A 24,158-nucleotide genomic window follows, 5' to 3' on the forward strand; every position below is an offset into this window, starting at 1 on the left:
TGTCTGCGGAGCCATCATCACCACACCAACAGCATTTCTGAACCCGCATCACACCGGCTGGCGCGATGCGCGTCCCAGGTCGTCCCTTTCGGAGCTTGTCTGCCGAGTCCCCGACACCCGCAAGATCTAGGCGAACACCGCCTTGACCAGTGTCCGCTTCACCTTCTCGAACGTCCCGGCCATGGCGGGCAGGTCCATTTCGACGTCCCCGAAGGTCAGCGAGCCGGTCAGGGTTTTGGTGCCGTCGGGCGTGCTGTACATCAGCGCGCCCCAGCCCCAGAACCCTCCGTTGTGGTGGAGGACGGTACCGCCGCCGTCCAGCTCCTCCACGAACACCCCCAGGCCGTAACCCATCGTGGGGTCCGCGACGCGCATCTCGGCCAGCAGCTCGGTCGAGATGAGCTTGCCGCTGTTCAGCGCGGAGAAGAACATGTGGAGGTCCCGGCTGGTCGAGATCATGTCGCCGGCGGCGGATATCCAGGAGGGGTTGAAGCGGGTGGTGTCGGCCACCTTCCACTGCCCGGCGTCGTCGTAGCCGAAGTAGCCGTGGGCGTGCGGCTCGGGGATGTCCTCCCGGGTCTCCGGCAGTAGGGTGCCCGTGAGACCGAGCGGGCCCAGGATCAGCCGGTGCGTCTCCTCGGGCAGCGAGCGGCCGGTGACCTGCTCGATCAGCAGCCTGGCCAGGACATAGTTGGTGTTGGAGTAACTCCAGGCCGTCCCCGGCTCGAACCGCGCCGGCTTCGCCAGCGCCCCCCGCACCAACTCCTCCGGCCGGTAGGTCGCGTGCTGCAGGTCCACCCACTCCTTGCCCCATCCGGCGACCACACCGGGCTCGATCGACCCGTCCCTGGCGAACTCGCCGGTGAAGTTGAACAGCCCGCTGGTGTGCTGCAGGAGCATCCGTACCGTGATCCGCCGGTCGAGCCCGAACCCGGGCAAGAGGTCGGCCACCAGGTCCTCGAGGCCGAGCCGGCCCTCGGCCACCAGCTGTAGGACGACGGTCGCGACGAAGGTCTTGGTGACGCTGCCGACCCGGAAGTGCCCGTCGGCCGGCGGCTTCGCGGTCCCGCCCAGCTCGCTCACCCCGGCGCTGCCGACCCACTCGCCGAGCTCGTCGTTCACGCGCAGCTGCACGCCGGAGAAACCGGCGTCGACGATCTCCTGCATGGCCTTCCGCAGCGCGGGGCGGTCCTGGGCGGCGGCGGTGTTGTGCTCGGTCATGGTGATTCCTCATCTCGCGTCAGCGGGTGTGAGTCGAGCGTGGACCCTGACCCAAGGTCAAGGTCAAGGCAACAGCGGAGCGTTACTCTCCCCCCATGGCAGAGGGACTCACGATCGGTCAGGCGGCGGCTTTCGTCGGCATCACGGTCAAGACGGTGCGGCACTACCACCGGCTCGATCTGGTCGCTGAACCGGAACGGGACCATTCCGGCTACCGGCGCTACGAGTCGGCCGACCTGCTGCGCCTTGTCCAGGTCAGGGCCCTGGCCGGGGCGGGCGTGCCGCTGGCCGAGATCGGCGAGCTGCTCGACGCCGAGCCCGAGCGGTTCGCCACCGCCCTGGACGACGTCCGCCGCCGGCTCACCGAACAGATCGAGGAGCTGACCGCCCGCCGCGACACCATGCACCGGCTCGCCCTTGGTGACCGCGCCCTGCTGCCCGACCGGGCCTGCGCGGTCCTGGAGCGACTCGCCGAGCTCGGCTTCAGCCCCGACTACGTCACCACCCAGCGGGAGGCCCTGGTGCTGTCGCGGGCGCTGACTTCTGAGGTCTTCGACCTCTTCCTGGCCAACCTCGAGCACCGGCTCGACGACCCCGAGTTCGTCCGTCTGACCAAGCGCAGCTGGGAGGCGAGGTCCTGGGATCCCGACGACCCGCGGATCGAGGAGCTGGCCTCGGAGGTGGCCGCCAACCTGCTGGGCGTCCGCGCGCTGCTGACGCTGCCGGCCGGGCGACCGCACGGGCCCGACGCGGCCTCCCGGTACGGCGTGGTCAACCACCACCGGGTGGACGAGGCACCGTCCATCGCCCGGCTGAACGGGCTGGTCGAGGGGCACCTGCGCGCGGCGGGCATTGATCTGCCGCGTCAGTGACGGACTGCTGCGAACTCGATCGCCCGGACAGGGCTTGGGCCCCTCCCCGACACGACACGACACGCAGGCCTGGCCTCAATCGGCCTCTTCAGCCGGCGGGTGTGTGGCCCCGGCTCTGTGCTGCTCGGTGGACGATGCCCGCACTGGCACCGACGTAGTCGCCGACGTTTCGGTCGTCGGTGTCGGAGCTGTGGGGATGCGGCCGGTGAGGGCTTGTTTCTTGGCGCGGTGCATCGGTGTGGGTGGCCGGGGGAGCGGGCCTCAGGTGTGGAGGGCCTTCCCCAGGGCTTCACCGAACTCGGCGGGGTGTGTGGTCAGTCCGATGTGGCCGCCGGGGAAGTGCCGGAGGTCGGTCCCGAGTCGTTCGGCCAGGGCAGCGGCCGGACGGTACGGCAGCTCGCCGCGCGAGTCCTCGCCGCAGGCGAGCACGAGCCGGTCCGACAGCGCGGCCAGCCGGTCGATGTCCGGTGTGTAGGACATGAAGCTGGGGACGATGCGGCTGACGAAGTACGGCAGGTTCGCCGCCGTCCGCTCGGGCCGCGCCGTCGCCCGGGGCGACGGCGACGGCGACTGCGCGCTCTCGGCCTGCGATTCGGTGGAGGCGCCGCCCTTCTTCAGTCCCGCGGCGAACACGGCCATCGCCGGCATGAGCCCCTGCGTGCGGAAGGTCTCCTCGACACGCGCGAGGAGCGCGCGATGCTCCATGACGTCCGGGAGGACCTCAACCAACGGCGGCTCGTGCGCGACGACGCGCGCGACGCGTTCGGGGTGGGCGGTGAGCAGGTGCACCGCGACGATCGCGCCCGAGCTGGCGCCGAACACCCTGGCGGGCTCGTGCGGCGACAGCAGTTCCAGGATCCGGAAGGCGTCGTCGGCGTGCTCGGACACTCGCTGCTCGGCCTCGGGTTCGTCCAGCGTGCTCCGGGACATGCCGCGCGGGTCATAGGTCGCGACGGTGTACTCGGCCGCCAGGTCGTCGGCGATGCCGTCGAAGGAGGACGCGCCGCCCGTCCCTCCGGGGATCAGCAGGAGAAGCGGACCTCGGCCGCGCTTTTCGTAGTGCAGGGTGGCGCCGTTCACGCGCAGGCTGCCGACGGTCGGCGAGGTCATGCCGGGTCTCCTTCTCGGGATGGGGGCCAGTGCTCCAGGAGTGTGTGCAGGGCGTCGAGGGCGCGCACCCAGGAGTGCTGTGGAGAACGCGCCTGCGCGAACCCGCCCGCGGCCTCCAGGGCGACGAACCCGTGGAAGGTGCTGCGCAGCAGCCGGACCGCGTCGGTCAGGTCGGGCTCGGCGAGTCCGTAACCGCGCAGCATGCCGTAGGTCAGCTCGACCGCGCGCCGGGGTCCGGGCGCCGTCGCGGCCAGCTCGGGGTCGATCCGGACCGGGGTCTGGGTCGCCGTGTAGCGGCCCGGATGCTCGTGCGCGTACGCGCGCCAGGCGTCCGCGAACGCGACCAGGGCGTCCCTGCCCGACCGGCCGGCGGTCGCCTCCGCGATGCGAATGGTCTTCTCGTCCGCCGCCAGCAGCGCGATCCGCCCCCGCAGGTCTTCCAGGTTGCGGACGTGCGCGTAGAGGCTCGCGTCCTTCACGCCCAGCCGCCGCGCCACCTGCGACATGGTCAACCGATCGAAGCCGACCTCGTCCGCCAGCTCGGCAGCCGCGACCGTCACCCGCTCCGCCGTCAGCCCGGCACGCACCATGCATCCTCCCGGTTCCTAGGGTCCCTAGTTTTAACCTAATACTTCTAGGAAGGCAATCAGGTGGTCCGGTCTGTTGCCTGGATGTCGGCGCCGTGAAGGGGTGCCGACGCGGGTCCTCGGCCGGGGACCGGAAGAGGATCTCGGCCTGCGCACGATCACGGTTCACGGGGCGACGAGACCTCGCGAGCTGTCGCTTCCGGCAGGGCCAGGGCGCCGGCCCTGCGCTGCGCTGCCCGGACGTGGCGGACGCGCGCTGAAATACGCGAGGCGAGGGCCCCGCCCGGCTCCGCCCGGCCCGCGCATCCGGATCACGCTGTGAGGCGAAAGCCCAGTGAGCAGTGGAGTGCAAGTGAGCAGTGGAGTGCACAGGTCCGGTCGTGCGACAGGCCGAGGAGGCCCATTGTGAAACTCAAGGAAGAGCTCCCCGTCGACCACCACCTCGCCACGGTGTACCGGATCGGGGCGGCCGGCTGCGGCTGCCTCCTGCTGGTCTTCGGCTGTCTGGGCTTCGCCGACGTGCTCAGTCCGTTCGACACCGCGGGGGACCAGATCGCGGGAATGACGACCAACGCCGCTCTGAGCGTGATCTCGGTCGTGGTGGGCCTGGTCCTGCTCGCGGGTGCGGTGGTGGGGGGAAACTTCGCCTCCACGGTGAACATGGTCGTGGGGGCCCTGTTCCTGCTGAGCGGCTTCTACCACCTGTTCGTATTGGACCGGCCGGCCAACTTCCTCGACTTCGGCCTAACCAACGTGATGTTCAGCTTCGTCATGGGTCTGCTGATCATCACTTTCGGCATGTACGGGAGGGTCTCCAGCAAGCTGTCGCACGACAACCCGTACTGGCAGCGACGGCATCCCCGCCAGGCGGCGGAGGAGGCTGCCAGGCGGCGCTCCATGCCCTCGCCCGACGCGCGGGAGCACACGGCGCCGGGTCCCACCCCCCGTCGCGTACTGTCCGAGGGCGACGGAATCGACCCGCCACGGTGATCCACACGGGCGCGAGTACCCGCCGCGGCGAGCGCGAGTACCATGGCCACGGTGAGCCAGACGGTGTTGCCCATGCTCCCCTCCTACCCCGAAACGCCCGGCAGCTCAGGGACAGGGCGGACAGTGCCCTCCTGACCGCCGCCTCCCCGGTGGCGGGACGGGGAAGCGGCAGCCGCGCCCCGCCGGCCTCGTGGCCCCCTGTGCCTCGGCGGGCTACTCGAGGGACACCTTGGGGAGTTTCCTGGCGAGCGGAGCGGGCAGCCACCAGGCCCACCGGCCGAGTTTCTGCATGACGGCGGGCACGATGAGGCAGCGGATGACGACGGCGTCGAGGAAGATGGCGACGGCCAGGCCGAGACCGAACTGCTGGAGCATGCGGTCGGCACTGAGGACGAAGGCACCGAAGACGAACATCATGATGGCCGCGGCCGCGGTGATGACCTTCCCGGTGGAGGCCACGCCCTCCCGTACGGCCAGGGAGTGGTCGCTGGTGCGGGTCCATTCCTCGTGGATGCGGGAGACGAGGAAGACCTCGTAGTCCATGGAGAGTCCGAAGACGATGGCGAAGATCAGCGCGGGGATGAAGGCCTCGATCGGGCCTTGCTGGGCGCCGAACCAGCCGTGCTGGAACACGAGGGTGATCACGCCGAGCGCGGCCGAGATGGACAGCAGGTTGAGGACGGCCGCCTTGACCGGGATCCAGATCGAGCGGAACACCAGGAGAAGCAGCAGGGAGGAGACTCCGACGACGACGGCCACGAACAGGGGCAGCCTGTCGGCGAGGGTTTCGGAGACGTCCTGGGACGCGGCTGTGGAGCCGCCGACCAGGACGTCGGCGCCGGTGGCCCGTTCGAGCGGCGGAGCGACCTCGTCGCGCAGGTGGTGCAGGAGGGCGACAGTGCCTTCGTCCTGCGGCGAGGTGGTGGGGTAGACGAAGACGGTGGACAGGGCTCCGTCCTCGGAGGGGAGCGCGGGGCTGGCCTGGGCGACGCCCTCGGTCCTGGCCAATCGGGCCTGCACGGTCTGTCCGGCGGCCTGGTCGCCCTTGACCAGAACGACGAGAGGCCCGTTGAAGCCGGGGCCGAAGCCTTCGGCGAGGAGACCGTACGCCTGGCGGGAGGTGCTTCCCTCGGGGTCGTTGCCCGAGTCGGCGAAGCCCAGGCGCATGCTCATCGCGGGGGCGGACAGGGCCAGGAGGGCGATGACGCCGACGAGCAGGGTGGGGACCGGACGGCGCTGCACGGCCCGAGCCATGGCGCGCCAGCGGTCGCCTTCCCTCCTGCCCTTCCCGGTCGCGCCGGCCGTCCGCTTCAGCACGTGGCGTTGGATGCGGGCGCCGAACAGGGCCAGCAGCGCGGGAAGCAGCACCAGGGAGGCCGCCATGGTGATCAGGACGGTGATCGCCACGGCGAGGGCGATGCCCTGGAGCGAGCCGAGGCCGAGGGCGACCAGGCCCAGCAGAGCGACCATGACGGTGCAGCCGGCGAAGAAGACGGTGCGCCCGGCGGAGTCCAGGGCCTTGCGGTTGGCTTCGTCCGGCCGGGAGCCGGCGACGAGTTCCTGGCGGTAGCGGTAGAAGATCAGCAGGGCGTAGTCGACGCCGACGCCGAGCCCGACGAGCATGAGGATGGGCGGAGTGAAGTCGGCGACGGTGAAGACGTGCGAGGCCAGAGCGACCAGGCCGATGGCACCACCGACGGCGAAGAGCGCGGTGATCAGCGGCAGGGACGCGGCGAGCAGCGAGCCGAAGAGCAGGACGAGGATGACCAGGGCGGCCACGATGCCGGCGAGTTCGGCGGTGGGTCCGGCCTTGTCCTCGGCGTTGCGGGCCGCCTCGCCGCCGACCTCGACCTGGAGGCTGCCGGAGCCGATGTCCTGGGCGACATCGATGATCTTGGCGACATCTTCCTTCGGGACGTCCTCGACCTTGCCCTCCAGCGTGACCGAGGCATAGGCGATCGTGCCGTCCTGCGACACGGCGGAGCTGTCGGTGAAGGGGCTGCGTACGGCGGCGACCCCGGCCATGCTCTGGACCTTGCCGAGCATCGGCTCGATGACCGCCCGGGCGTCCCTAACACCGGCGGTGTCCTTGAAGACGATCTCGACGCTGTCGCCGGCCTGCTCGCTGCCGTGCCTCTTGAACAGGTCGGTGGCCGCCTGGGAATCCGTTCCCGGAAGGGTGAAGTCGTTCCTGTAGGCGGAGCCGACGGCACTGGATCCCAGGGTGATGGCGGCGACGACCACCACCCAGAGCGCGATGGCGGCCCATCGGTGGCGCTGGGCCCAGCCGGCCAGGGCGCCGAACCGGCCGGTCCGTACAGCGGTCGCCGGCTCCGGCGGGGGCGGGGCGAGAGGTGCGGCCGAGCCGCGGGGTGAAGACACGTTGCTACCTCGGATTCGAGCGGGCAGTACCGGAAGTCCCCGCCACGCCCACTACCGTGCCGACCAGTGCGGGCACGCTGATCGCCAGGACGGCGAAGAGCCGGCTGACCGTGATGGAGAACGTTCCCGCGGCGGTGACCAGCAGGATTCCGGCCGCGGCTCCGACGAGCGCGCCGACGACCGCGTTGCCGAATCGCACGGAGGGGGTGGACGAAGACATGCTCTCGATCGTGCCCGGACGGCCCTGACCAGGGCGTCTGTCCCTGGCTGACACTCTCCTTGCACCCCTGGCAGTACGAGCGTCCCGCAGCCCTACTCCAGCGGAAGCAGCCGGCGGGACGGCCCGTACGCCGACGGGAGGCTCTCCGGGAGGAGACCCGGCACAGCGCCTGGCCTGCGGTGTTCGCGAAGGCACAATGGCTCCATGTCGCCCTTCGATCCCCTGCGCCGGCGCCTGCCGGGCGGCCTGCGGGCCGAGCACGCGCTGGCTCTGATCGTGCTCACGCTCTCGGCCATCGCCGAGGGACAGAGGCTGGGCCCCGACGGACACGCGACACCGACGCTGGTGGTCACGTGGTTGCTGGCCGTGGCGGTGTGCGGAGTCTTCCTCCTCCGGAGCAGGTACCCGGTCGCGGTGGGCTGGCTCACGGTGATCGGTACTGGCGCCTACTACCTGCTGAGTACCGTGGACGGCCCGCTGGTCCTGGTACCGATCGCCGTGCTGTACGGACTGACGTCCAGCGGCCGTCTCCGGGTCGCCGTCACCCTGGCCACCGTGATGATCATCGCCGTCGGAGTCGGCGCGTCGGCAGGAACGGGCGACGTGAACGGCACCGCCGTCTTCATGCTCGCGGGCTGGCTGATCGCCGTTCTCGCCCTCGGAGCCGTGTGGCACGGCCGGGTCGCCTACGCGGAGGAGCAAGCCGTCCTGCGCGCCACGGAGGAACGGTTGCGGATCGCCCGCGAACTGCACGACGTGGTGGGCCACAGCATGTCCATGATCAATATCCAGGCGTCGGCGGCTCTCCGGCGCCTGGAGAAGGATCCGGCCAAGGCGGCGGAAGCGCTCACCGTCATCAAGGCGGGCAGCCAGGAAGGGCTCCGAGAGCTCCGCAGGACCCTCGGCGTGCTGCGCGACACCGAAGAAGAAGCACCTACAACCCCGGCCCCCGGGCTGAACCGGCTGGACGAGCTCGTCACGTCGGCCACGCCGACGGAGATGACCGTCAGCGTGGAGCGGACAGGGGCGGACGGCCCCCTGCCTCCCACCGTCGACCTGGCCGCCTACCGGATCATCCAGGAGTCCCTCACCAACGCCGCGAGACACAGCCACGCACGCCATGTCCACGTCGAGGTCCACCGTGGGCGGGATCTCCTCACGCTGAGCATCGAGGACGACGGGCGCGGCACCCGGGCCGGCGTCAGGGGCAGCGGCATCGCCGGCATGACCGAACGCGCACGGGCCCTGGGCGGGACCCTCACCGCGGCACCACGCGCCCAGGGCGGATTCGCCGTACACGCCGAGCTCCCCCTCGGCGGCGACAACACCCCGGCAGAGCGGAGCACACGATGATCAGGATCCTCCTCGCGGACGACCAGCGGCTCGTCCGGCTGGGAATCCGCTCCATCCTGGAGGACGAGAGCGACTTCGAGGTCGTCGCCGAGGCCGCCGACGGGCAGGCGGCGATCTCCGCCTGCCGCGACCATCACCCGGACGTGGTGCTGATGGACATCCGCATGCCCGGCACCGACGGGCTCCAGGCCGCACGGGAGATCGCGGCCGACGAGCAGTTGGCCGCGGTGAAGGTCATCATCCTGACCACGTTCGACCTGGACGAATACGTCTACGCCGCGCTGCGCGCCGGGGCCTCGGGCTTCCTGGTCAAGGACTCCGAACCGGAAGAACTCACGCACGCCGTACGCGTCGCGCACCGCGGGGACGCCCTCATCAGCCCTTCGGTGACCCGCCGGCTCATCGAGGAATTCGCGAGGAACCGACCGGCGAGCAGACAGCCCGACCCCCGCCTCGACGTGCTCACCAACCGCGAGACCGAGGTGATGCGACTGGTCGCGGTCGGGCGCACCAACGACGAGATCGCCTCCACCCTCGTGCTCTCCCCCCTGACCGCGAAGACTCATGTCAGTCGCATCATGACCAAACTGGGCGCCAGGGACCGCTCACAACTCGTCGTGCTCGCCTACGAGTACGGCCTGATCACCCCCGGCCGACTCGACCGCTGAGCAACTGCCGCCGGTGTGCCGGTGGGTGGAGCCGTCGAACTCCGCCCCGACCGTCGAGGACAGCGCGCTCCTGCCGAAGCACCGGGCTGAGGCGGTCGAAGGCGGCTGAGCGCACGCGGCGATCAGACGGGCTGTACGCTGCGGCCGCCGCGCCGCAACAACCCGGCAACGAACCCTTAGTGCCGCGTGCATGGAACGCGTCTCGGTGCGCCCATAGCCTCCTTCTCGGCGCCGTCCCGCCGACCCCCGACCGAGAGGCTTCCCCCGTCATGGGTACATCCAGCGCGTCCGGCCCCAGCCGCCGCGGAGTCCTGGGCACCGCAGCGGCCGTCGCCGCCGGTGCCGCCCTGCCCGCACTCACCGCCTCACCCGCCCGGGCCGCCGGCGCCGCGCGGCCGAACGTGCTGCTGATCGTCACCGACGACCAGCCCAAGCAGACCGAGTGGGCCACGCCCAAGACCGTCGCCTGGCTGGCCGGCCAGGGAGTCCGCTTCACCCACGGACACGTCACCACTCCGCTGTGCTCCCCCTCGCGCTCCTCGGTCTTCTCCGGCCGTTTCGCCCACAACCACGGCGTGCGCAACAACAGCGCCTCTCACTCCCTGGACCAGCGCACCACCCTCCAGCGGTACCTGAAGCAGGCCGGGTACCGGACGGGGCTCTTCGGGAAGTACCTCAACGCCTGGGACGTCGCCGACAATCCTCCGCACTTCGAGGAGTTCGCGCTGCTGAGGCCGTCGTACACGGACGGCACGTTCAACGTGAACGGCACCGTGCGGACCATCCCCGGCTACACGACGACCGTCATCAAGAACCGCACCCTCGCCTTCCTCGAAGCGTCCCGCACCGACGATCGCCCCTGGTTCGCCTACGTCACCCCGTACGCCTCGCACGGCCCCTTCACACCGGAGCCCAAGTACGCCGGTACCGACGTGCCCGCCTGGGAAGGCCGCCCCTCCGTGCCCGAGGAGGACCGCAGCGACAAGCCGAAGTACGTCCGCGACGCCACCCAGACACTCGCGGAGGGCCGCGAGGTGCGCGCGAAGCAGTTGCGCGTCCTGCGCTCGGTGGACGACGCCGTGCAGGCCTTCCGGGACAAGCTGGCGGCCCTGGGACAGCTCGACAACACCCTGGTCATCTACATCGGCGACAACGGGTTCAACTGGGCCGACCACGGCCTGACAGGCAAGGCCGTCCCCTACCGGCCCGCCCACGAGGTGCCGTTCTACCTCTCCTGGCCCGGCGGCGGGCTCGGCGGCGGCACCACCGACGACCGCATCGTGGCGAACATCGACATCGCCCCCACCATCCTCGACGCGGCCGGGATCACCCCGGACACCCCGCACGACGGACACTCGCTGCTCGGCACCCACTCCCGCGACCACCTCCTCGTCGAGTGGTGGAGGCAGGGCTCGGGGGCGGGTGCGAAGAACACCTGGTCGTCGTACGTCGCCAAGGACCGTCAGTACACGGAGTACTACGACCTCCTCACCGACGCCGCCGGCACGGTGACCGGTACGGGGCAGGTCAGGTTCCGCGAGTACTACGACCTGCGGGCGGACCCGTACCAGCTGCGCAACAGCCTCCACCAGGCCACGCCCGCGGACGAGCGGGCCCTCGGGATCCCCGCCCTCGCGACCGCCCTGGCCAATGACCGCACCTCCTGACACCACCTCCTGACGCCACCTCCGGGAGGAACCACCGAGGGGCCGCGACCGCTGCTCTCCAGGCCGCCCGGCCGCCCGGCTGCCGGAGGCGTACCGCCGGTGCAGGAGCAGCAGGAGCACCCCGGCCTCGGCCCCCCGGTCAGTCGGCCGCCGCCACGCGGCGGTGGCCGGTGCGGGCGCGGATCGCCTCGCCCCGGGCACGGATGCGCGACGGGTCGCGGAGCTCGTGGGCGAGGAGTCGGGCCGCAAGTTCGGCGCGGCGGTCGGCCGTGGTGGCGCGCAGCGCGGTGGCCAGGCGCTCGGCGGCGGCCTGGTCGAGGGTGTCCTCGTCGGCGAGGAGGCGCGAGAGTTCTTCGTCGGCCGGGGCCCCGGTCCGTCGCTCCGGGTTCAGAAGGGGCGCCGCGGCTTCTGGCGGGAGGAGGGCGGCGTAGTCGGCGAGGGTCCCGTCGGGGGCGATGAGCAGGAGGTGCTTCGCCGACAGGTCGGCCTCCGGGAAGTCCTCCCGTACGGCCAGCGGCGTCAGGGTCTCCGGCGGGAGGCCGAGGACGCAGCCGGCGTGCAGGAGGATCTCGCGGACGCGGTCCGACTGCGGGGTGTCCGCGGGGAGCAGGCCGGAGGTCCGGTGGAGGAAGCGCGCCACGACCGCGTCGGCGTCGGACGTGTCCAGGGCTTCGCCGCCCCGGAAGTAGCGGCCCATGTACGCCTGCCACCAGGCCAGTTGGAGTTCGTAGAGGCTCGCGATGGTGGCGTCGTGGTCGGCTTCGGCGACGAGGCCCTTCTCCGTGAGCTCCCGCAGCAGCGGCATCAGGTCGCGGTAGACCAGGCGTATCCACGGGTGCGGGGAGCGCTGGACGTCCCAGCAGTATTCGTGGGCGTGGTCCGAGAGGAGCTCGGCGAGACCGATCTCGCCGGCCGCGAGCTCGGTCGTGACGCCGCCGTCCCGGGTGACGTCGAAGCGGTAGAGGTGGTCCTCGGAGACCGGTGGCCGCGAGACCGGGAGCGCGGTGTCGAGGAATCGCTCCAGGTCGGCGTAGCGGGTGTGGAGGGCGTCCAGGTCCAGCGTGAGCCGGGGGTGGACGGGGTCGGCGAAGCGGTCCTTGAACTTGATGATCTCCTCGGACAGCGCCTGGTAGAGGAAGTACCGGTCGAAGCGGTAGCTGAAGGAGAGCCCGATGTACGGGAAGACCGTGCAGCTCCGGCACTCGGAGCGGTGGCCGACCTCCTCGTCCCTGACCCGGACGAACTCCTCGTCCTGGACGAGGTCGGCGAGGTCCCGGTCCCACAGCACCGAGTTGTCGAAGGCGTGGTAGCAGGGCAGGACCAGACGGCCGTCCGGGCCGATGGTGAGGATCCGCTTGTTGGCGTAGCAGTCGGTGGGGGAGGTCGGGTCCAGCTCCTCCACGTACTTGCGGAAGTGCAGGTTGATCACGGCGAAGGGCTGGTAGAGGAGGCGGAGGAGGTCCTCCGCTATCTCGGAGGAGGTCGGGCCGGACGGGGCGGGCGCCGCCGCGACGGGGAGCGCGGAAGCCGGGGCGCCCGTGCTGCAGGATCCCGAACCGCCGTCCGCCGGCGTGCCGTTCGTCTGGACGATCTTCAGCTTGCGGGCCGTCCGGTTCATGTCCCGGACCGTGTCCTGCTCGTCGAAGTACTCGAACATCGTCGAGAAGTAGATGGAGACCCGGTTCTCCTGCGCGAACGCCAGCAGGTCGGGCACCTCGTCCACGTTCTCCCGGGTGACCACGCAGATGAGCTTGAGGTTGCCGGACCCGGTGGCGCCGATGCGCCGGATGACCTCCAGGGCCCGGTCCAGGGTCGGTACGCCGCGGATCTGGCGGTAGCGCTCCGGCTTCAGGGTGTCCAGGGAGACGTTCATCGTGTCGACGTACGGCACGATCGCGTCGATGTGCTTCGCGAAGCGGATGCCGTTGCTGGTGATCTCCGTGGCCATGCCGAGGGACTTGGCGTACTGGACGATCCCGTTGATGTGCGGGTGCAGCACCGGTTCGCCGCCGGTGAAGTCGACGTACCGCACACCGAGGGCGTGGAGCTGGTCGAGGATCTTCCGCCCCTGTTCCAGGGTGAGCTCGTCGTACCCCTTGAACTTGTCGTCCTGCCAGACGTTGCAGTACCCGCAGAGCGAGTTGCAGCGGAAGGTGATGTAGAAGCGGGCCGACTGCAGGGTGCCCGGTGCGATGCTGGATCTCATGGCTTCGTGTCGTTCCGTCCGTGTGGGATGAGCTCAGTCCTGGAAGGTGGTCGCGAGGAGTTCGGCGACCGTGATGACCGGGAGTTGGGAGTTGGAGGCCGGGACCGTCGGCAGGATCGAGGCGTCGGCGACCCGCAGGTTCGCGGTGCCCCGCACCCGGCCTTCGCCGTCCACGACCGCGTCCGCGTCGTCCGGCGGACCCATGGCGCAGGTGCCGACGGGGTGCCAGTAGGTGCCGAGCAGGTCCCGCAGCTCCCGTGTCTCCCGCGCCGCGAGTTCGCGGGCGGACCGGCCCGGTACGGGGTCGGCGAGGGCCTTCAGCGCGGGCGAGGCGAGCAGCCGCTCGACGAGCCCGAGGCCCTCGCGGAGCACGGCCGCGTCGCGGCCCGCCGGGTCGGTGAGGAACCCGGGGTCGATGTCCGGGGCGTCCGTCGGGTCGGCGGAGCGCAGGCCTACGTGTCCCCGGGAGGCCGGTTTCATCGCCAGGACCGAGAACCCGGCCTCGTACCGGCCCGGCGGCAGCCGGCCGAAGAGCGGCGGGCCCGCCGAGGGCACGAGGTGCAGGTCCCAGGACCCGTCGGCGCAGTACGTGCTCGCGGCCCTGACCAGCGCCCTGTTGACGTACAGGCCGCCGACGGCCTCGCTCACGGCCAGCGCCGCGTCGAGGCCCTGCTTCGGGGCCATCGGCACGAAGACGGCGGGCTGGTCGACGAGGTTGGCCCCGACGCCCGGCAGGTCGACCCGCGGGCGGAGGCCGAGCCGGTGGAGGCGGTCGGCCGGGCCGATGCCGCTGCGGAGGAGGACGGCGGGCGAGCCGAACGTGCCGGCGGCCAGCACATAGGTCCCGGCCGTCAGGGAGTGGCGGCGGCCGTGGCGTACGAGCTCCGCCGAGCGGATCCGGCCGCCGTCGCCGAACGTCATCCGGTCCACGGTCGCGTCCGCGAGGATCGTCAGGTTCGGGCGGGCCCGGGTCTCCGCGTCGAGGTAGGCGAAGGCGGCGTTCCAGCGTAGGCCGTCGAGCGCGTTGACCAGCGGGCTGCCGAGGCCGGGGCCGCCGGTGCGGCCCATGTCGACCTCCTCGTAACCGAGTTCGGCGGCGGCCGTGAGGAAGCCCCGGCCCCAGGGCGAGATCTCATGGTCCGGCACCCGGCGGAGCCGCATCCGCTCGACCGCCGCCTCCCGGTGCCGGTTCAGCTCCGCCTCCCGCCAGCCCGGACCGCCCGCCGCCCGCCAGGCGGCCAGGTCGGGGGCGGAGGGCCAGGTGTTCCAGCAGCCGTTGACGCAGGAGGAGCCGCCGAGGACCCGGGCCCGGTAGCGGTGGACGGGGACGTCGCGCTCCCACACGTCGGCGCGGGTCAGGGCGCGGGCGTCGCGGACCTCCGCCGGCCAGGCCGACCGGTCGGGGCCGTAGTCGGGGCCCGCCTCCACCAGGCAGACGGACCGGCCCGGGTCCTCGCTCAGACGGGAGGCGAGGACGCAGCCCGCCACTCCTCCGCCGAGGACGACGACGTCGTGGCCGGTGGGGCGCACGGCGTCGTGACCGGCGGCGGTCCGTCCGAGCGTCATGCGGGCCCGGCCGACGCGCCCGCCGCCTCCAGCTCCGCGGCCCGCGCCAGCAGCCCCGCCCGGTCGACGCAGTCGGTACGGGTCGCCGGGACCGTACAGGCGAAGGCGCCGGCGATCGAGCCGTACAGCGCGCTGCGCAGCGGCGTCTCGCCGGACAGCCAGCCGAACAGGAACCCGGCCGCGAAGGCGTCGCCCGCGCCGTTCGAGTCGACCACGGGCGCGGGCGGCGTCACGGCCGGGACGTGGGTGAGCGTCCCGTCGGCCAGCAGGTGGCAGCCGTCGGCTCCCGCCGTGCCCACGACCACCTGGGCGCGGCCCCGTTCGGCGATCTGCCGCAGGGTCTCCTCGGGCTTGGTCAGGGCGGTGGTGGAGACGAAGACGACATCGGCCTGGTAGGCGAACGGCTCCTGGAAGGAGCCGACGCCGTCCCAGTTGTGCAGGTCGGTCGAGATCGTCACTCCGGACTCGCGCAGCGCGGGGATCGCCTCGGCGCACGGGTGGGTGATCGAGACGTGGGCGTGGCGGCTCTTCGCGGCGAGCGCCCGGACGACCTCGTCGGGCAGCCGGTCCTCCTCGCGCCTGCGGGTGTCGTCGTACAGCGAGAGCCGGCGCCCCTCGGGGTCGACGAGGTTGACCGCGCGCTTGGTGCCGGCCGGGGCCGGGACCTCGGTGAACGGGATGTCCCACTCCCGGTGCAGGGCGCGGACGAGTTCGCCCTCGTGGTCGTCGCCGAGCACGTCGATGTGGTGGGTGCGCAGGCCGAGGGCGCTCACCGCGAGCGCGACGAAGTCGCCGCTCTGGGCGGCCCGGCGCTCGATGGCGGGGACCATGTAGCAGTCGGAGTACGGGAGCGGCAGTTGCGGGACGTGGACGATGGTGTCCACGCCGGCTCCGCCCAGGACGAGGACGTCAATCTCGGTGTTCATCGGGGTTCCTCTCCGTCGTTGCGCCGGTGCGGTCGGGGGTCAACTCGCGCCGCCGGGAGGTGAGTCAAGCAGGCGGCACGAGTAGGCCACAAGATCTTGCAGTGTTTTGCAGAAAATCATTTCAACGGTGAGTGTGGAGCTGCCGGACGCGCACGCGGCGCTCTCACACCGGGAAGAGGCGCTCCAGGACCGCCGCCACGCCGTCCTCCTCGTTCGTCGGCGCGATCTCGTCGGCCCGGCGCAGGAGTTCGGCGTGCGCGTTGCCCATGGCGACGCCGTGACCCGCCCAGGACAGCAGCGGGATGTCGTTGGGCATGTCGCCGAACGCGACGGTCCGTTCGGCGGTGAAGCCGAGCAGCCGGGCCGCCGCCGCGAGGCCGGTCGCCTTGCTGACACCGGCCGGGAGCAGTTCGACCATGTTCTCGCCCGAGTGGGTGACCGCGACCGCGTCCCCGCAGACCTTTTCGGCCACGGCTGAGAGCAGGTCGTCGCCGAGCCGGTGGTGCCGGAGCAGCACCTTGTCCACCGGATGCGTCCAGAGTTCGTCCGGATGGCCGACCACCCGCCAGCCGCACCACGGATCGTCGTCGAAGGCCGGGGTGACCCGGAACTCGCCGTCCAGGCCCGAGGTCACCACGGCGAGCTCCAGCGGGCCCACCTGGTCGACGATCCGGGCGACCAGGGCCCGGACGGTGGGGCGGTCCAGGGTCGCGGAGGTCAGCAGGCGGTCGGCGCCCACGTCGTACAGCTGGGCGCCCTGCCCGCAGACCGCGAGACCCGTGTACTCGAGGCGTTCCAGGAGCAGGGCGCGGCAGCCGGCCGCCGGTCGGCCCGTGATGACCAGGTGCAGGGCTCCGGCGTCCCGGACCCGCGCCAGGGCCGCCCGCGTGCGGTCGGAGACGCTCAGGTCGCGGCGGAGAAGGGTGCCGTCCAGATCCGTCGCGACGACGGAGAACCGTGCGGGCCGTGCGGGCTCCGCAGCTCGTGCTGCCCGTGCTGCCTGTGCCGTTTGTGTCACCTGTGCCGCCTGTGTTGGCTGTGCTGTCATCGGGCCGTCTTTCCTTCGGTGTCGTGCAGGTCGAGCAGGGTGTGGGCGGCGAGCGTGGCCGCGTCGGTGATCCGCCCGGCCCTGACGAGGTCGCGCCACTCACCGGGGTCGGCCCACCGCTGGCGCATGTCCGCCTCGGTCGCCTCCCGTTCGGCCGGCCCCTGGACCAGCTCCTCGGCCAGGAAGACATGACAGCCCTGGCTGGCGTAGCCGTACGCCACGTGGACACGGCCCAGGTACGTCATGCGGCCGGCCCGCAGTCCGGTCTCCTCGCGCAGCTCGGCGCGCGCGAGCCCGAGCGGGTCCGCCGGCGCGTGGTCCTCGGGCCAGGAGCCCTGCGGGAACTCCCAGTACCGGCCGCCGACGGGGTAGCGGTACTGCTCCACGAGGTGCACCCGGCCGTCCTGGCGGGGGATCGCCAGGGCGTAGTCGGGCTTGTCGACGACGCCGTAGAGGCCGGGGGCGCCGTCGGCGTGCCGGATGTCGTCCTCGCGGACCGTCATCCACGGGTTGCGGTAGACCTCGCGGGAGCGGACGGTACGGATCACTCCGCCTCCTTCAGCAGCACGCGCAGGCCCTCCGCCACCCCGCGGACCCGCAGGCCGCGGGCGGCGAGGAAGTCGTCGAGGAGTTCGCTCGTGAGGCAGGTGTTGGTGGGGCGGCTGGCGTAGCGTCCGGCGGCCTTCGGCACCCGGACGACCAGGGACCGGGGGACGCCGAGGGCTTCGGCGAGGGCCTCGGCCCAGTCCGCGCGGGAGATCCGGTCGGGGCCGCCGAGGTGGAGCAGCGGGGGAGCCCCGGAGGGCAGCACGGCCGCCGTCACGGCCGCGACGTCCTCGACGAGCACCGGGGTGGTCCACTGGTCTCCGGGGACCTCCACCCGCTCGCCCGCGCGCAGCCGATGGGCGCAGGAGGAGAAGAAGTTGAGCCACTTCGTGGTCTCGGGCGGCTCCCAGCCGTAGATCAGGCTGACCCGCAGCACCGTTCCGTCCGTCGACTCCCGGACGATCCGCTCGGCGGCGAGCTTGGCCCGGCCGTAGGCGTTGGCCGGGGCGGTGGGCGCGGACTCGCCGTTGACCGGGGAGGTGCCGTCGAAGACGTTGTCGGTGGAGATCAGCACCGTGCGCCGGCCGGGAGCGGCGGCGATGAGGTGCGTCGCCGCGGCCGTGTGCAGGGCGGCGGCCCGTTCCGGCTCCGCCTCGCACCAGGTCACGTCGGAGGGGCCGTGCACCAGGACCAACTGGTCCGGACGCACCTGCGCGACGGCCGACGCGCACGACCGGGCGTCGGCGGCGTCGAGTCGTACCCACGGAACGACCCCGGTCCCGGTCCGGGTCTCGGGCGGACGGCGGGAGGCGAGGACGGGATCGCCGCCCGCCGCCGCCAGACGCGCGGCGACCGCGCGGCCGACGAAGCCGCTGCCGACGACGAGCGTGCGGGTCATCGGGCCGTCACCACTCATCGGGCCGTCACCACCGTCGGGGCCGCGCCGCGCAGGGCGAGCAGCCGTCCCGCGCCGATCAGGCCGTGGTCGTCGTCGGGTTCGCCGAGGACGACCATCGCCCGGATCTCCTCGCCGGTGAGACCGAAGCAGCCGAGGCGGACGAGCTCCTCGGTGAGCAGCTCGGCGTAACGGGCGCCCACGGCCAGCGCGAACCCGCCCATCAGGACGTACCGGCGCACGCCGATCGACGTGAACACGGAGGTGATCGCGGAAGCCAGGTGCGCCAGGCCGCCCCGCAGCACGTCGGTCGCGAAGGCGTCGCCCGCCCGGACGGCGGCGGCGAGCATCCGGTTGTCGAGCCGTTCGGGATCGGGCGCGGTGAGCCCGAGGTACGAGCGGGCGTACCGGTCCGGTTCGGCGAGGGCCGCGCGGCGGGCGGCGGCGAGGGCGCCCCGCCCCGAGGCGATGCCGCCGAGGTGGCCCCGTCCGCCGCAGTCGCACAGCGGCGCCCGGGGGCTCGGATCGCAGGTCCAGTGGCCGAGTTCGCCGCCGTGGCCTTCCGGGTCGAGCAGGACCTCGCCGCCCCGGTAGATCTTGCTGCCGATCCCGGAGCTGACGGTGATCAGACAGAACGGCTGGTCTGCGTCGGTCTCGACGTACCGCCAGACGGCGGCCGTGATGTCGTTGACGACGACCACCGGCAGCCCGAGACGCTCCTCCAGGAGGAGGCGCAGCGGCAGCTGCTCGCCCCGGCCGCCCCACACGGTGGGGGCGGTGACGACCCTGCCGTCGGCGGTGACGGGGCCCGCGAAGGCGACGGCGAGCGCGCTGCTGCCGTGCCGTTCGACCGCCTCGGCCGCGAGGTCGGAGAACTGCCGGACGATCCTCGACTGGAGCTCGGGGACGGAGGCGCCGGGATGGCGGGCCATGCCGTCCGTGGGCGTGCGCCGGACGTCGGTGAGGGCGCCGGTTCCCGTCCCGTAACGGGCGATCCGCAGCGTGGTGCCACCGAGATCGGCGACGGTGAGGGCGGAGCCGGAGAACCCGGAGGATTCGCCGTACTCGGAGGACTCAGACACGGGCCTCTCCCCGGGGGTGTGCGGTGGCCGCGCCGTGCGCGGGCTCCGGTATGTGGACGGGGGTGCCGCCGTACGCGGACGGGGCATCCACCTGCTGGACGAAGCCGTCCTCCAGGACGATCGCCGAGTCGATCTCCGCCCCGGGCGGGACGACCGCGCCGGGCAGCAGAACGCTCCGGGTGACCCGCGCGCCGCGCCCGATCCGTACGCCGGGGAAGGCGACGCTGCGCTCGATCCGTCCCTCCAGGGCCAGGTCGGAGGGGACGACGCTCCGCTCGATCCCGGGCGCCGCCACCACCAGGCGGCGTTCCGTCCCCGGCGCGAGCGTGCGGGGCAGCCGCCCGAGCGGCAGGGTCGCGCGGTCGTCGAGCATGGCGAGGTGGGCCCGGTGGTACCGGTCGACGGTGCCGATGTCCTCCCAGTGGCCCGCGACCTCGTGACCGAGGATCCGTTCGCCGCCCGCGAGCATCGCGGGGATGACGTCCCGGCTGATGTCGTGCTGCCAGTCGGTGCCGTCGAGGAGCTCCAGGTAGCGGTGGAGCACAACGGCGTCGAAGACGCAGAACGCGGCGAACACCAGGTCGCTCGTCGGCTCGGCGGGCTTCTCGACGAACCGGGTGAGCTGCCCCGCGCCGTCGAACTCGACCATGCCGAAGAGGTGCACGTAACGGCGCTCGATCCGTTGGTACGCGACGGTCAGCGCCGCTCCCGAACGGCGGTGCCGCTCGATCAGCGGGCGGTAGTCGAAGCGGTAGACGTGGTCGGCGTGCAGGACCAGGACCTCCGAGGCGCCGCCGCCGAAGACGTACGGGGCCTTGCGGATGAGGGCGTCGGCGGTGCCGCGCTCGGGCGTCGCGGCGACCCGGTCCGGGGTGGCGCTCCCGCCCTCGCGGTAGGCGCGGTCGTGGGGCCCGAAATGGACCCGGAAGCCAGGCCGCCACCAGGTGCGGTACAGGTCGTCCATCAGCCGCCGCTCCTCATACTGGGAGAGCAGCAGCACCTCGTCGAGGCCGGAGTCGGCGGCGTTGGCGAGCGAGAAGTCCACCAGGCGGCAGGAGCCGCCGAACGGGACCAGCGGCTTGAGCCGCCCGTGGCCGAGCCTGCCCATGCGGCGGCCCTCGCCGCCGGCGAGCAGGACGGCGCGTACCCCGTCAGTCATGGTTCACCACGTCCCAGGTCGAGCGGCCGGTGTCCAGCGTGACGAGCAGGTGCAGCCGGCCGCCGCTGTCGTCGTTCACCTCTCCGGTGAACTCGTCGCCGTTCCGCTCCAGTGGCCGTACGAGCACCTCGCGGCGGCCCGCCGTGGCGCCCGGGGCGAGCCGGACGAGCTCCACGCGCTCCGCGTGCGGCAGCCGGTAGACGACGCGGCCGTCCCGGACCGCGCAGCGCCTGTCGAGGCGGGCGCGCAGGGCCGGGTCGCTGTCGGCGGTCCGCTCGCAGCGCACGAAGTCGGCCCGGTTCCAGGCCGCTTCGAAGAGCGAACGGGCGGCCTGCGGGGACAGCGGGCGGCACCGGGCGTAGGCCTCGGCGTCGCCGAGCCGGAGCGCCGCCTCGGTGACGGCGTCGCGCTCGCTCTCGTACGCCTCCTCGGGCAGCAGGTCGAACCAGCCGTACCGCAGGATGACTTCGGTTCCGAGCGGGTCGGGTCGGCGGCCCTCCCAGAGCGGGGTGAACGCCTCGACGTGGAGCCGCGCCACACGCTCCCAGGTGAACTGCCGGGCATTCGACATGGCGTTGGCGCGCAGCCGGCGGTACTCCTCCGGCCGCTCGCGGAGCAGGGCGGCGGCCTGGCGGACACGGCGGGCGAGGGCGTCGGCGAGCAGGGGGTCGTCCTCGGCGAAGGAACGGTTGACGGCGAAGCCGGTGGCCCGGTCGGCCTCGGGGCCGTCCAGGGGGTCGGCGACGTGGCCGAAGTGCGCCATGCCGAGCTGGGCGGTGGCGATCGGCACCGCGCCGGCGGCCATGGCCTCGCCCTGGGCGATGAGGAAGGTGTCCATCTCGAACTTGGACGGGAAGAGGCAGAAGTCCGAGGAGGCCGCGTACGCGAGGAGCCGCTGCTCGTCGACGCGCCGCCACTCCAGGTGGACGCGGTCCTTGTGGCGGGCGACGACCTCGTGGACGTACGGGTCGGGGATGCCCTCGTCGCTGATGCAGCGGAGGACGAAGTTGGCGGCGAGGCCCTCGCCGAGGACCCGGTCCACGGCCCGGAACAGCTCGACCTGGCCCTTGTGGTTCACCGCGTAGCGGGCGTTGTGGAAGAACGTCGGCAGCGCGGGGTCGAGGCCGAGCCCGCCGAGGACGGCGGCGCGGTCGACGTCCGGCGGTGCACCGGTGGTCCACGTGTCGCCGACGGCGCAGCCGCCGACGAAGCTCTTGTGCGCGTTGCGGCGGACCGTGCCGTGGACGGGCAGGGTCGCGAAGAGCTGCTCGAAGGGGGTGTCGGCGAAGGCGGTGTAGAAGTCCCGGTGTCCGGGGGAGAGGAAGTCGACGAGGTCGGCGTGGTCGGCGACCAGGTCGTAGACGCCGACGTGGTCGGAGCCGTACTCGTAGTGGAGGTGGGTGAGTTGCTGGTACCCGCTCATCACCGGGTCGGGCCGGGCGGGCACGCCCTCGGCCTCCTCGGTCGGGAGGGCGACGTGGCCGGCGCCGAGGAAGTCGAGGAGTCGTTCCACCTTGGGGCGGTAGACCTTCTTGGTGATCGGCATGTTGCTCTGCACGGTGCCGACGACCAGCTTCGTCGGGTCGTCCCGGAAGGCCGCGGGCAGCAGGTAGTGGTAGTACGGCTCGTGGGCGTGGACCACGGCCTTCTCGTCGGCGAAGCGGTGCCGGACGAAGCGGACGCTGTCGACCTGGAAGGCGAGCGGCTTGAAGAAGACCAGGTCCTGGCCCTTGCTGGAGTACGGCGGGTAGAACCGGTCCGGGAGCTGGTCGAGCAGCTCGTTGGAGAGGAAGTAGAGGTCCACGCCGTCCAGGCGCAGCAGGTGCGCGGTGGTGGTCAGCGGGATCCGCACTTCGGCGGGGTGACCGTCGCCCCAGACCCGCGGGTCGAGGACGAGCGGCAGCTCGTACGTGTCGCGGTACCCGACCTCCTCCAGCGGGTAGTGGCGGCGCAGGTCGTCGAGACGGCCGTGGGCGGGAGTGACGACGGAGACGCGGTGGCCCTGCTCGGCGAGGGCCTTGGAGAGGTTCCACAGGTAGACGGATATACCGCCCTGGAGGTAGCGGTGGTCGAAGCCGCCGCACTCGAAGTAGGTCTCGATGATGTGCACGGGTGTCAGTCCTCCGCCCCGGCGCCGCGCGGTTCGGGGGCCTCGACGGCGTGCCGCAGGTTGATCGCCGCGTGGTAGCCGCGGTCGTGGGCGTACGCGTAGTCGAGTTCGTGGATCAGGCGGCGCAGCCGGAAGACGCGCCAGGCGGGGTGGTCGGTGAGGGCCTGGCCCTCGGTGATGAGGAGTTCGCCGGTGCGGGTGGCCCAGAGGTTCGCCGCGGCCTGGAGCCGGGCGAGTTCGGCGAGGTCGCGGTCCGTCCAGCCGGGGGTGTCGGGGCGGCTGCCCGCGGCCGTGAGGAGGGCGGTGCGGCAGGTGTCCTCGGAGTCCTTGCCGAGGACGTCGGCGGCGTGGTCGGAGAACTCGTCGGCGGTGAAGATCTCCAGACCGCGCTGCATGGCGGCGAGGTCCTGCCAGGGCGACTGGGCCGTGGCGGGGTCCGCCGGGTCCGGGTGCGGGGTCGACAGGTCGATGACGCACAGGTCCCAGCCGCCGTCCGGCCGGACGCTCCGCAGCAGGTGGGAGAGGTGCAGGTCGCCGTGGCAGGGTCCGGCGGGCCACGGGCGCGGCGGGAGGGCCGCCGCCCGCGCCAGCTCCCGTTCCAGGCCGGCGACGGCCGCCTCGCGTACGGCCACCGGGAAACGGGCGTCGGCGAGGAGCTGTGGGCGCAGGGCCGCGAGCCGCTCCGCGGTCCAGTCGCGGAAGCGTGCGGACGGGAACTCGACGTGCGGGCCGAGCCGTTCGGCGAGGTCGTGGTGGAAGCCGCGGAGGAACGCGCCGGCCTCGCGCAGCGGCGCGACGAGCGCGCGCTGCGAGACGGCGACGGCCTCGTGCGGGTCGGCCCCGGCGGCGAGGAGCGGCCACATCGCGCGGATGCTCTCCCGCAGCGGGACGTTCAGGCCGTCGCCCTCGGCGTAGCGGTAGAGCACGCCGAGGGGTTCGCGGGCACCGGTGGAGGTGTCGACGTAGGCGTACTCGCCCACGGGCCGCTGGGTCCGGCCGCTGTCGGCCATCAGCCGCAGGAGCTCGGGCTCGCGGGTGCCGGCGCCGATCCGCCGGTAGCTCTTGTGGGCGTGCGGGGCGCCCGCGAGGTCGATCAGGGAGAGGGCGTTGGAGGACCAGCCGGGCTCGAAGGGCAGCTGCCCCCGGTACTCGGCGGGCTCGCCGCGGAACTCGACGACGTTGCCGCGCCGGGTGGGCAGCCGCAGGCCGTCGCGCATGGCGCCGACGACGAGGCGGTCGTAGGCGTCGGTGCGGTCGGCGGCCGTGCCGCCCGCGCCGGCCGCGTCGTCCCGGTCCGCGACGGGCACGAACCACCGGCCGGTGGCGTCCCCGGTGCCGTCACCGGTCCTGTCTCCGGCTCCGTCTTCGATCCCGGCTCCGGTGCCGTCTCCTCCGGCGGAGGTGACGATCAGCAGGCGGACGCTGCCGAGGAGGGCCTCGTCGACGAGTTCGAAGCGTCCCGCGCGGCGGGCGCTCTCCTCCATCCAGGGCGCGGTGCGCAGGAGTTCGACCGTGGTCGGCGGAAGGCCGCCGAGCAGCAGGGTGTCCAA

At 72.3% G+C, this 24,158-nt stretch carries 20 protein-coding genes; 5 read left to right on the forward strand and 15 right to left on the reverse strand.

The features are described 5' to 3' along the window. Positions 1 to 126: 126 nt before the first annotated feature. Entirely contained in the window at positions 127 to 1,221 is a 1,095-nt protein-coding gene (locus tag ACFYT9_RS17425; protein WP_389164517.1) for a serine hydrolase domain-containing protein, read from the reverse strand. A gap of 95 nt (positions 1,222 to 1,316) precedes the next feature. Between ACFYT9_RS17425 and ACFYT9_RS17430 the strand changes: the two genes are divergently transcribed. Beyond that, on the forward strand, positions 1,317 to 2,093 hold the full coding sequence (locus tag ACFYT9_RS17430) for a MerR family transcriptional regulator (RefSeq protein ID WP_389164519.1): 777 nt from the start codon (positions 1,317 to 1,319) through the stop codon (positions 2,091 to 2,093). 261 nt (positions 2,094 to 2,354) lie between these two features. Here ACFYT9_RS17430 and ACFYT9_RS17435 read toward each other — a convergent pair whose 3' ends face one another. Both ACFYT9_RS17435 and ACFYT9_RS17440 read right to left on the reverse strand, forming a co-directional pair. Then, the gene (locus ACFYT9_RS17435; protein WP_389164522.1) at positions 2,355 to 3,203 is read right to left on the reverse strand and encodes an alpha/beta fold hydrolase; all 849 of its coding nucleotides are present in this window, start codon (positions 3,201 to 3,203) and stop codon (positions 2,355 to 2,357) included. Beyond that, positions 3,200 to 3,793, reverse strand: a complete 594-nt coding sequence (locus ACFYT9_RS17440) for a TetR/AcrR family transcriptional regulator (RefSeq protein ID WP_376597110.1) — start codon at positions 3,791 to 3,793, stop codon at positions 3,200 to 3,202. The genes ACFYT9_RS17435 and ACFYT9_RS17440 overlap by 4 nt, the downstream gene beginning before the upstream one ends. Before the next feature lie 402 nt (positions 3,794 to 4,195). Here ACFYT9_RS17440 and ACFYT9_RS17445 point away from each other — a divergent pair, with 402 nt between their 5' ends. Beyond that, positions 4,196 to 4,780, forward strand: a complete 585-nt coding sequence (locus ACFYT9_RS17445) for a DUF4383 domain-containing protein (protein ID WP_389164525.1) — start codon at positions 4,196 to 4,198, stop codon at positions 4,778 to 4,780. Positions 4,781 to 4,993: 213 nt separating this feature from the next. Here the strand turns inward: ACFYT9_RS17445 and ACFYT9_RS17450 are convergent, their stop codons facing one another. Beyond that, positions 4,994 to 7,162, reverse strand: a complete 2,169-nt coding sequence (locus ACFYT9_RS17450; RefSeq protein WP_389164527.1) for an MMPL family transporter — start codon at positions 7,160 to 7,162, stop codon at positions 4,994 to 4,996. Positions 7,163 to 7,166: 4 nt separating this feature from the next. Further along, positions 7,167 to 7,382 (reverse strand): hypothetical protein, encoded by a 216-nt coding sequence (locus ACFYT9_RS17455; protein ID WP_389164530.1) that lies wholly within the window; start codon positions 7,380 to 7,382, stop codon positions 7,167 to 7,169. A 204-nt stretch (positions 7,383 to 7,586) separates the two neighbouring features. Here ACFYT9_RS17455 and ACFYT9_RS17460 point away from each other — a divergent pair, with 204 nt between their 5' ends. The 3 genes from ACFYT9_RS17460 (at position 7,587) to ACFYT9_RS17470 (ending at position 11,070) form a co-directional block, all read left to right on the forward strand. After that, entirely contained in the window at positions 7,587 to 8,735 is a 1,149-nt protein-coding gene (locus tag ACFYT9_RS17460; RefSeq protein ID WP_389164533.1) for a sensor histidine kinase, read from the forward strand. Next, on the forward strand, positions 8,732 to 9,403 hold the full coding sequence (locus tag ACFYT9_RS17465) for a response regulator (RefSeq protein WP_389164536.1): 672 nt from the start codon (positions 8,732 to 8,734) through the stop codon (positions 9,401 to 9,403). The genes ACFYT9_RS17460 and ACFYT9_RS17465 overlap by 4 nt, the downstream gene beginning before the upstream one ends. Before the next feature lie 269 nt (positions 9,404 to 9,672). Then, positions 9,673 to 11,070 (forward strand): sulfatase, encoded by a 1,398-nt coding sequence (locus tag ACFYT9_RS17470; protein WP_389164539.1) that lies wholly within the window; start codon positions 9,673 to 9,675, stop codon positions 11,068 to 11,070. Positions 11,071 to 11,209: 139 nt separating this feature from the next. Here the strand turns inward: ACFYT9_RS17470 and ACFYT9_RS17475 are convergent, their stop codons facing one another. From ACFYT9_RS17475 to ACFYT9_RS17520, 10 genes are all read right to left on the reverse strand, one after another. Next, positions 11,210 to 13,276 carry a radical SAM protein gene (locus tag ACFYT9_RS17475; protein WP_389164541.1) on the reverse strand — a complete coding sequence of 689 codons (2,067 nt, stop codon included), beginning with the start codon at positions 13,274 to 13,276 and terminating at the stop codon, positions 11,210 to 11,212. A 33-nt stretch (positions 13,277 to 13,309) separates the two neighbouring features. After that, on the reverse strand, positions 13,310 to 14,842 hold the full coding sequence (locus ACFYT9_RS17480; protein WP_389164544.1) for a GMC family oxidoreductase: 1,533 nt from the start codon (positions 14,840 to 14,842) through the stop codon (positions 13,310 to 13,312). Then, positions 14,839 to 15,768 carry an adenosine kinase gene (locus tag ACFYT9_RS17485; RefSeq protein ID WP_376604696.1) on the reverse strand — a complete coding sequence of 310 codons (930 nt, stop codon included), beginning with the start codon at positions 15,766 to 15,768 and terminating at the stop codon, positions 14,839 to 14,841. Before ACFYT9_RS17485 ends, ACFYT9_RS17480 begins: the two co-directional genes overlap by 4 nt. Before the next feature lie 163 nt (positions 15,769 to 15,931). Then, the gene (locus tag ACFYT9_RS17490; protein ID WP_389164547.1) at positions 15,932 to 16,816 is read right to left on the reverse strand and encodes an HAD family hydrolase; all 885 of its coding nucleotides are present in this window, start codon (positions 16,814 to 16,816) and stop codon (positions 15,932 to 15,934) included. After that, a complete protein-coding gene (locus ACFYT9_RS17495; RefSeq protein WP_387270095.1) occupies positions 16,813 to 17,364 on the reverse strand; it encodes an NUDIX domain-containing protein in 552 nt (183 codons plus the stop codon). The genes ACFYT9_RS17490 and ACFYT9_RS17495 overlap by 4 nt, the downstream gene beginning before the upstream one ends. After that, positions 17,361 to 18,260 carry an SDR family oxidoreductase gene (locus ACFYT9_RS17500; protein ID WP_389164550.1) on the reverse strand — a complete coding sequence of 300 codons (900 nt, stop codon included), beginning with the start codon at positions 18,258 to 18,260 and terminating at the stop codon, positions 17,361 to 17,363. The genes ACFYT9_RS17495 and ACFYT9_RS17500 overlap by 4 nt, the downstream gene beginning before the upstream one ends. Positions 18,261 to 18,274: 14 nt before the next feature. Beyond that, positions 18,275 to 19,339, reverse strand: a complete 1,065-nt coding sequence (locus ACFYT9_RS17505) for an ROK family protein (RefSeq protein WP_389164551.1) — start codon at positions 19,337 to 19,339, stop codon at positions 18,275 to 18,277. Continuing rightward, positions 19,332 to 20,498, reverse strand: coding sequence for a sugar phosphate nucleotidyltransferase (locus ACFYT9_RS17510; protein ID WP_389164554.1), 1,167 nt, complete (start codon positions 20,496 to 20,498; stop codon positions 19,332 to 19,334). Before ACFYT9_RS17510 ends, ACFYT9_RS17505 begins: the two co-directional genes overlap by 8 nt. Then, positions 20,491 to 22,608: a glycogen/starch synthase gene (locus ACFYT9_RS17515; RefSeq protein ID WP_389164557.1), complete on the reverse strand. Its 2,118-nt coding sequence runs from the start codon at positions 22,606 to 22,608 to the stop codon at positions 20,491 to 20,493. The genes ACFYT9_RS17510 and ACFYT9_RS17515 overlap by 8 nt, the downstream gene beginning before the upstream one ends. A 5-nt stretch (positions 22,609 to 22,613) precedes the next feature. Continuing rightward, entirely contained in the window at positions 22,614 to 24,158 is a 1,545-nt protein-coding gene (locus ACFYT9_RS17520; protein ID WP_389164558.1) for a phosphotransferase, read from the reverse strand.

Origin of the sequence: Streptomyces sp. NPDC004435, from assembly GCF_042873895.1 — a bacterium.
Classification (GTDB): domain Bacteria; phylum Actinomycetota; class Actinomycetes; order Streptomycetales; family Streptomycetaceae; genus Streptomyces.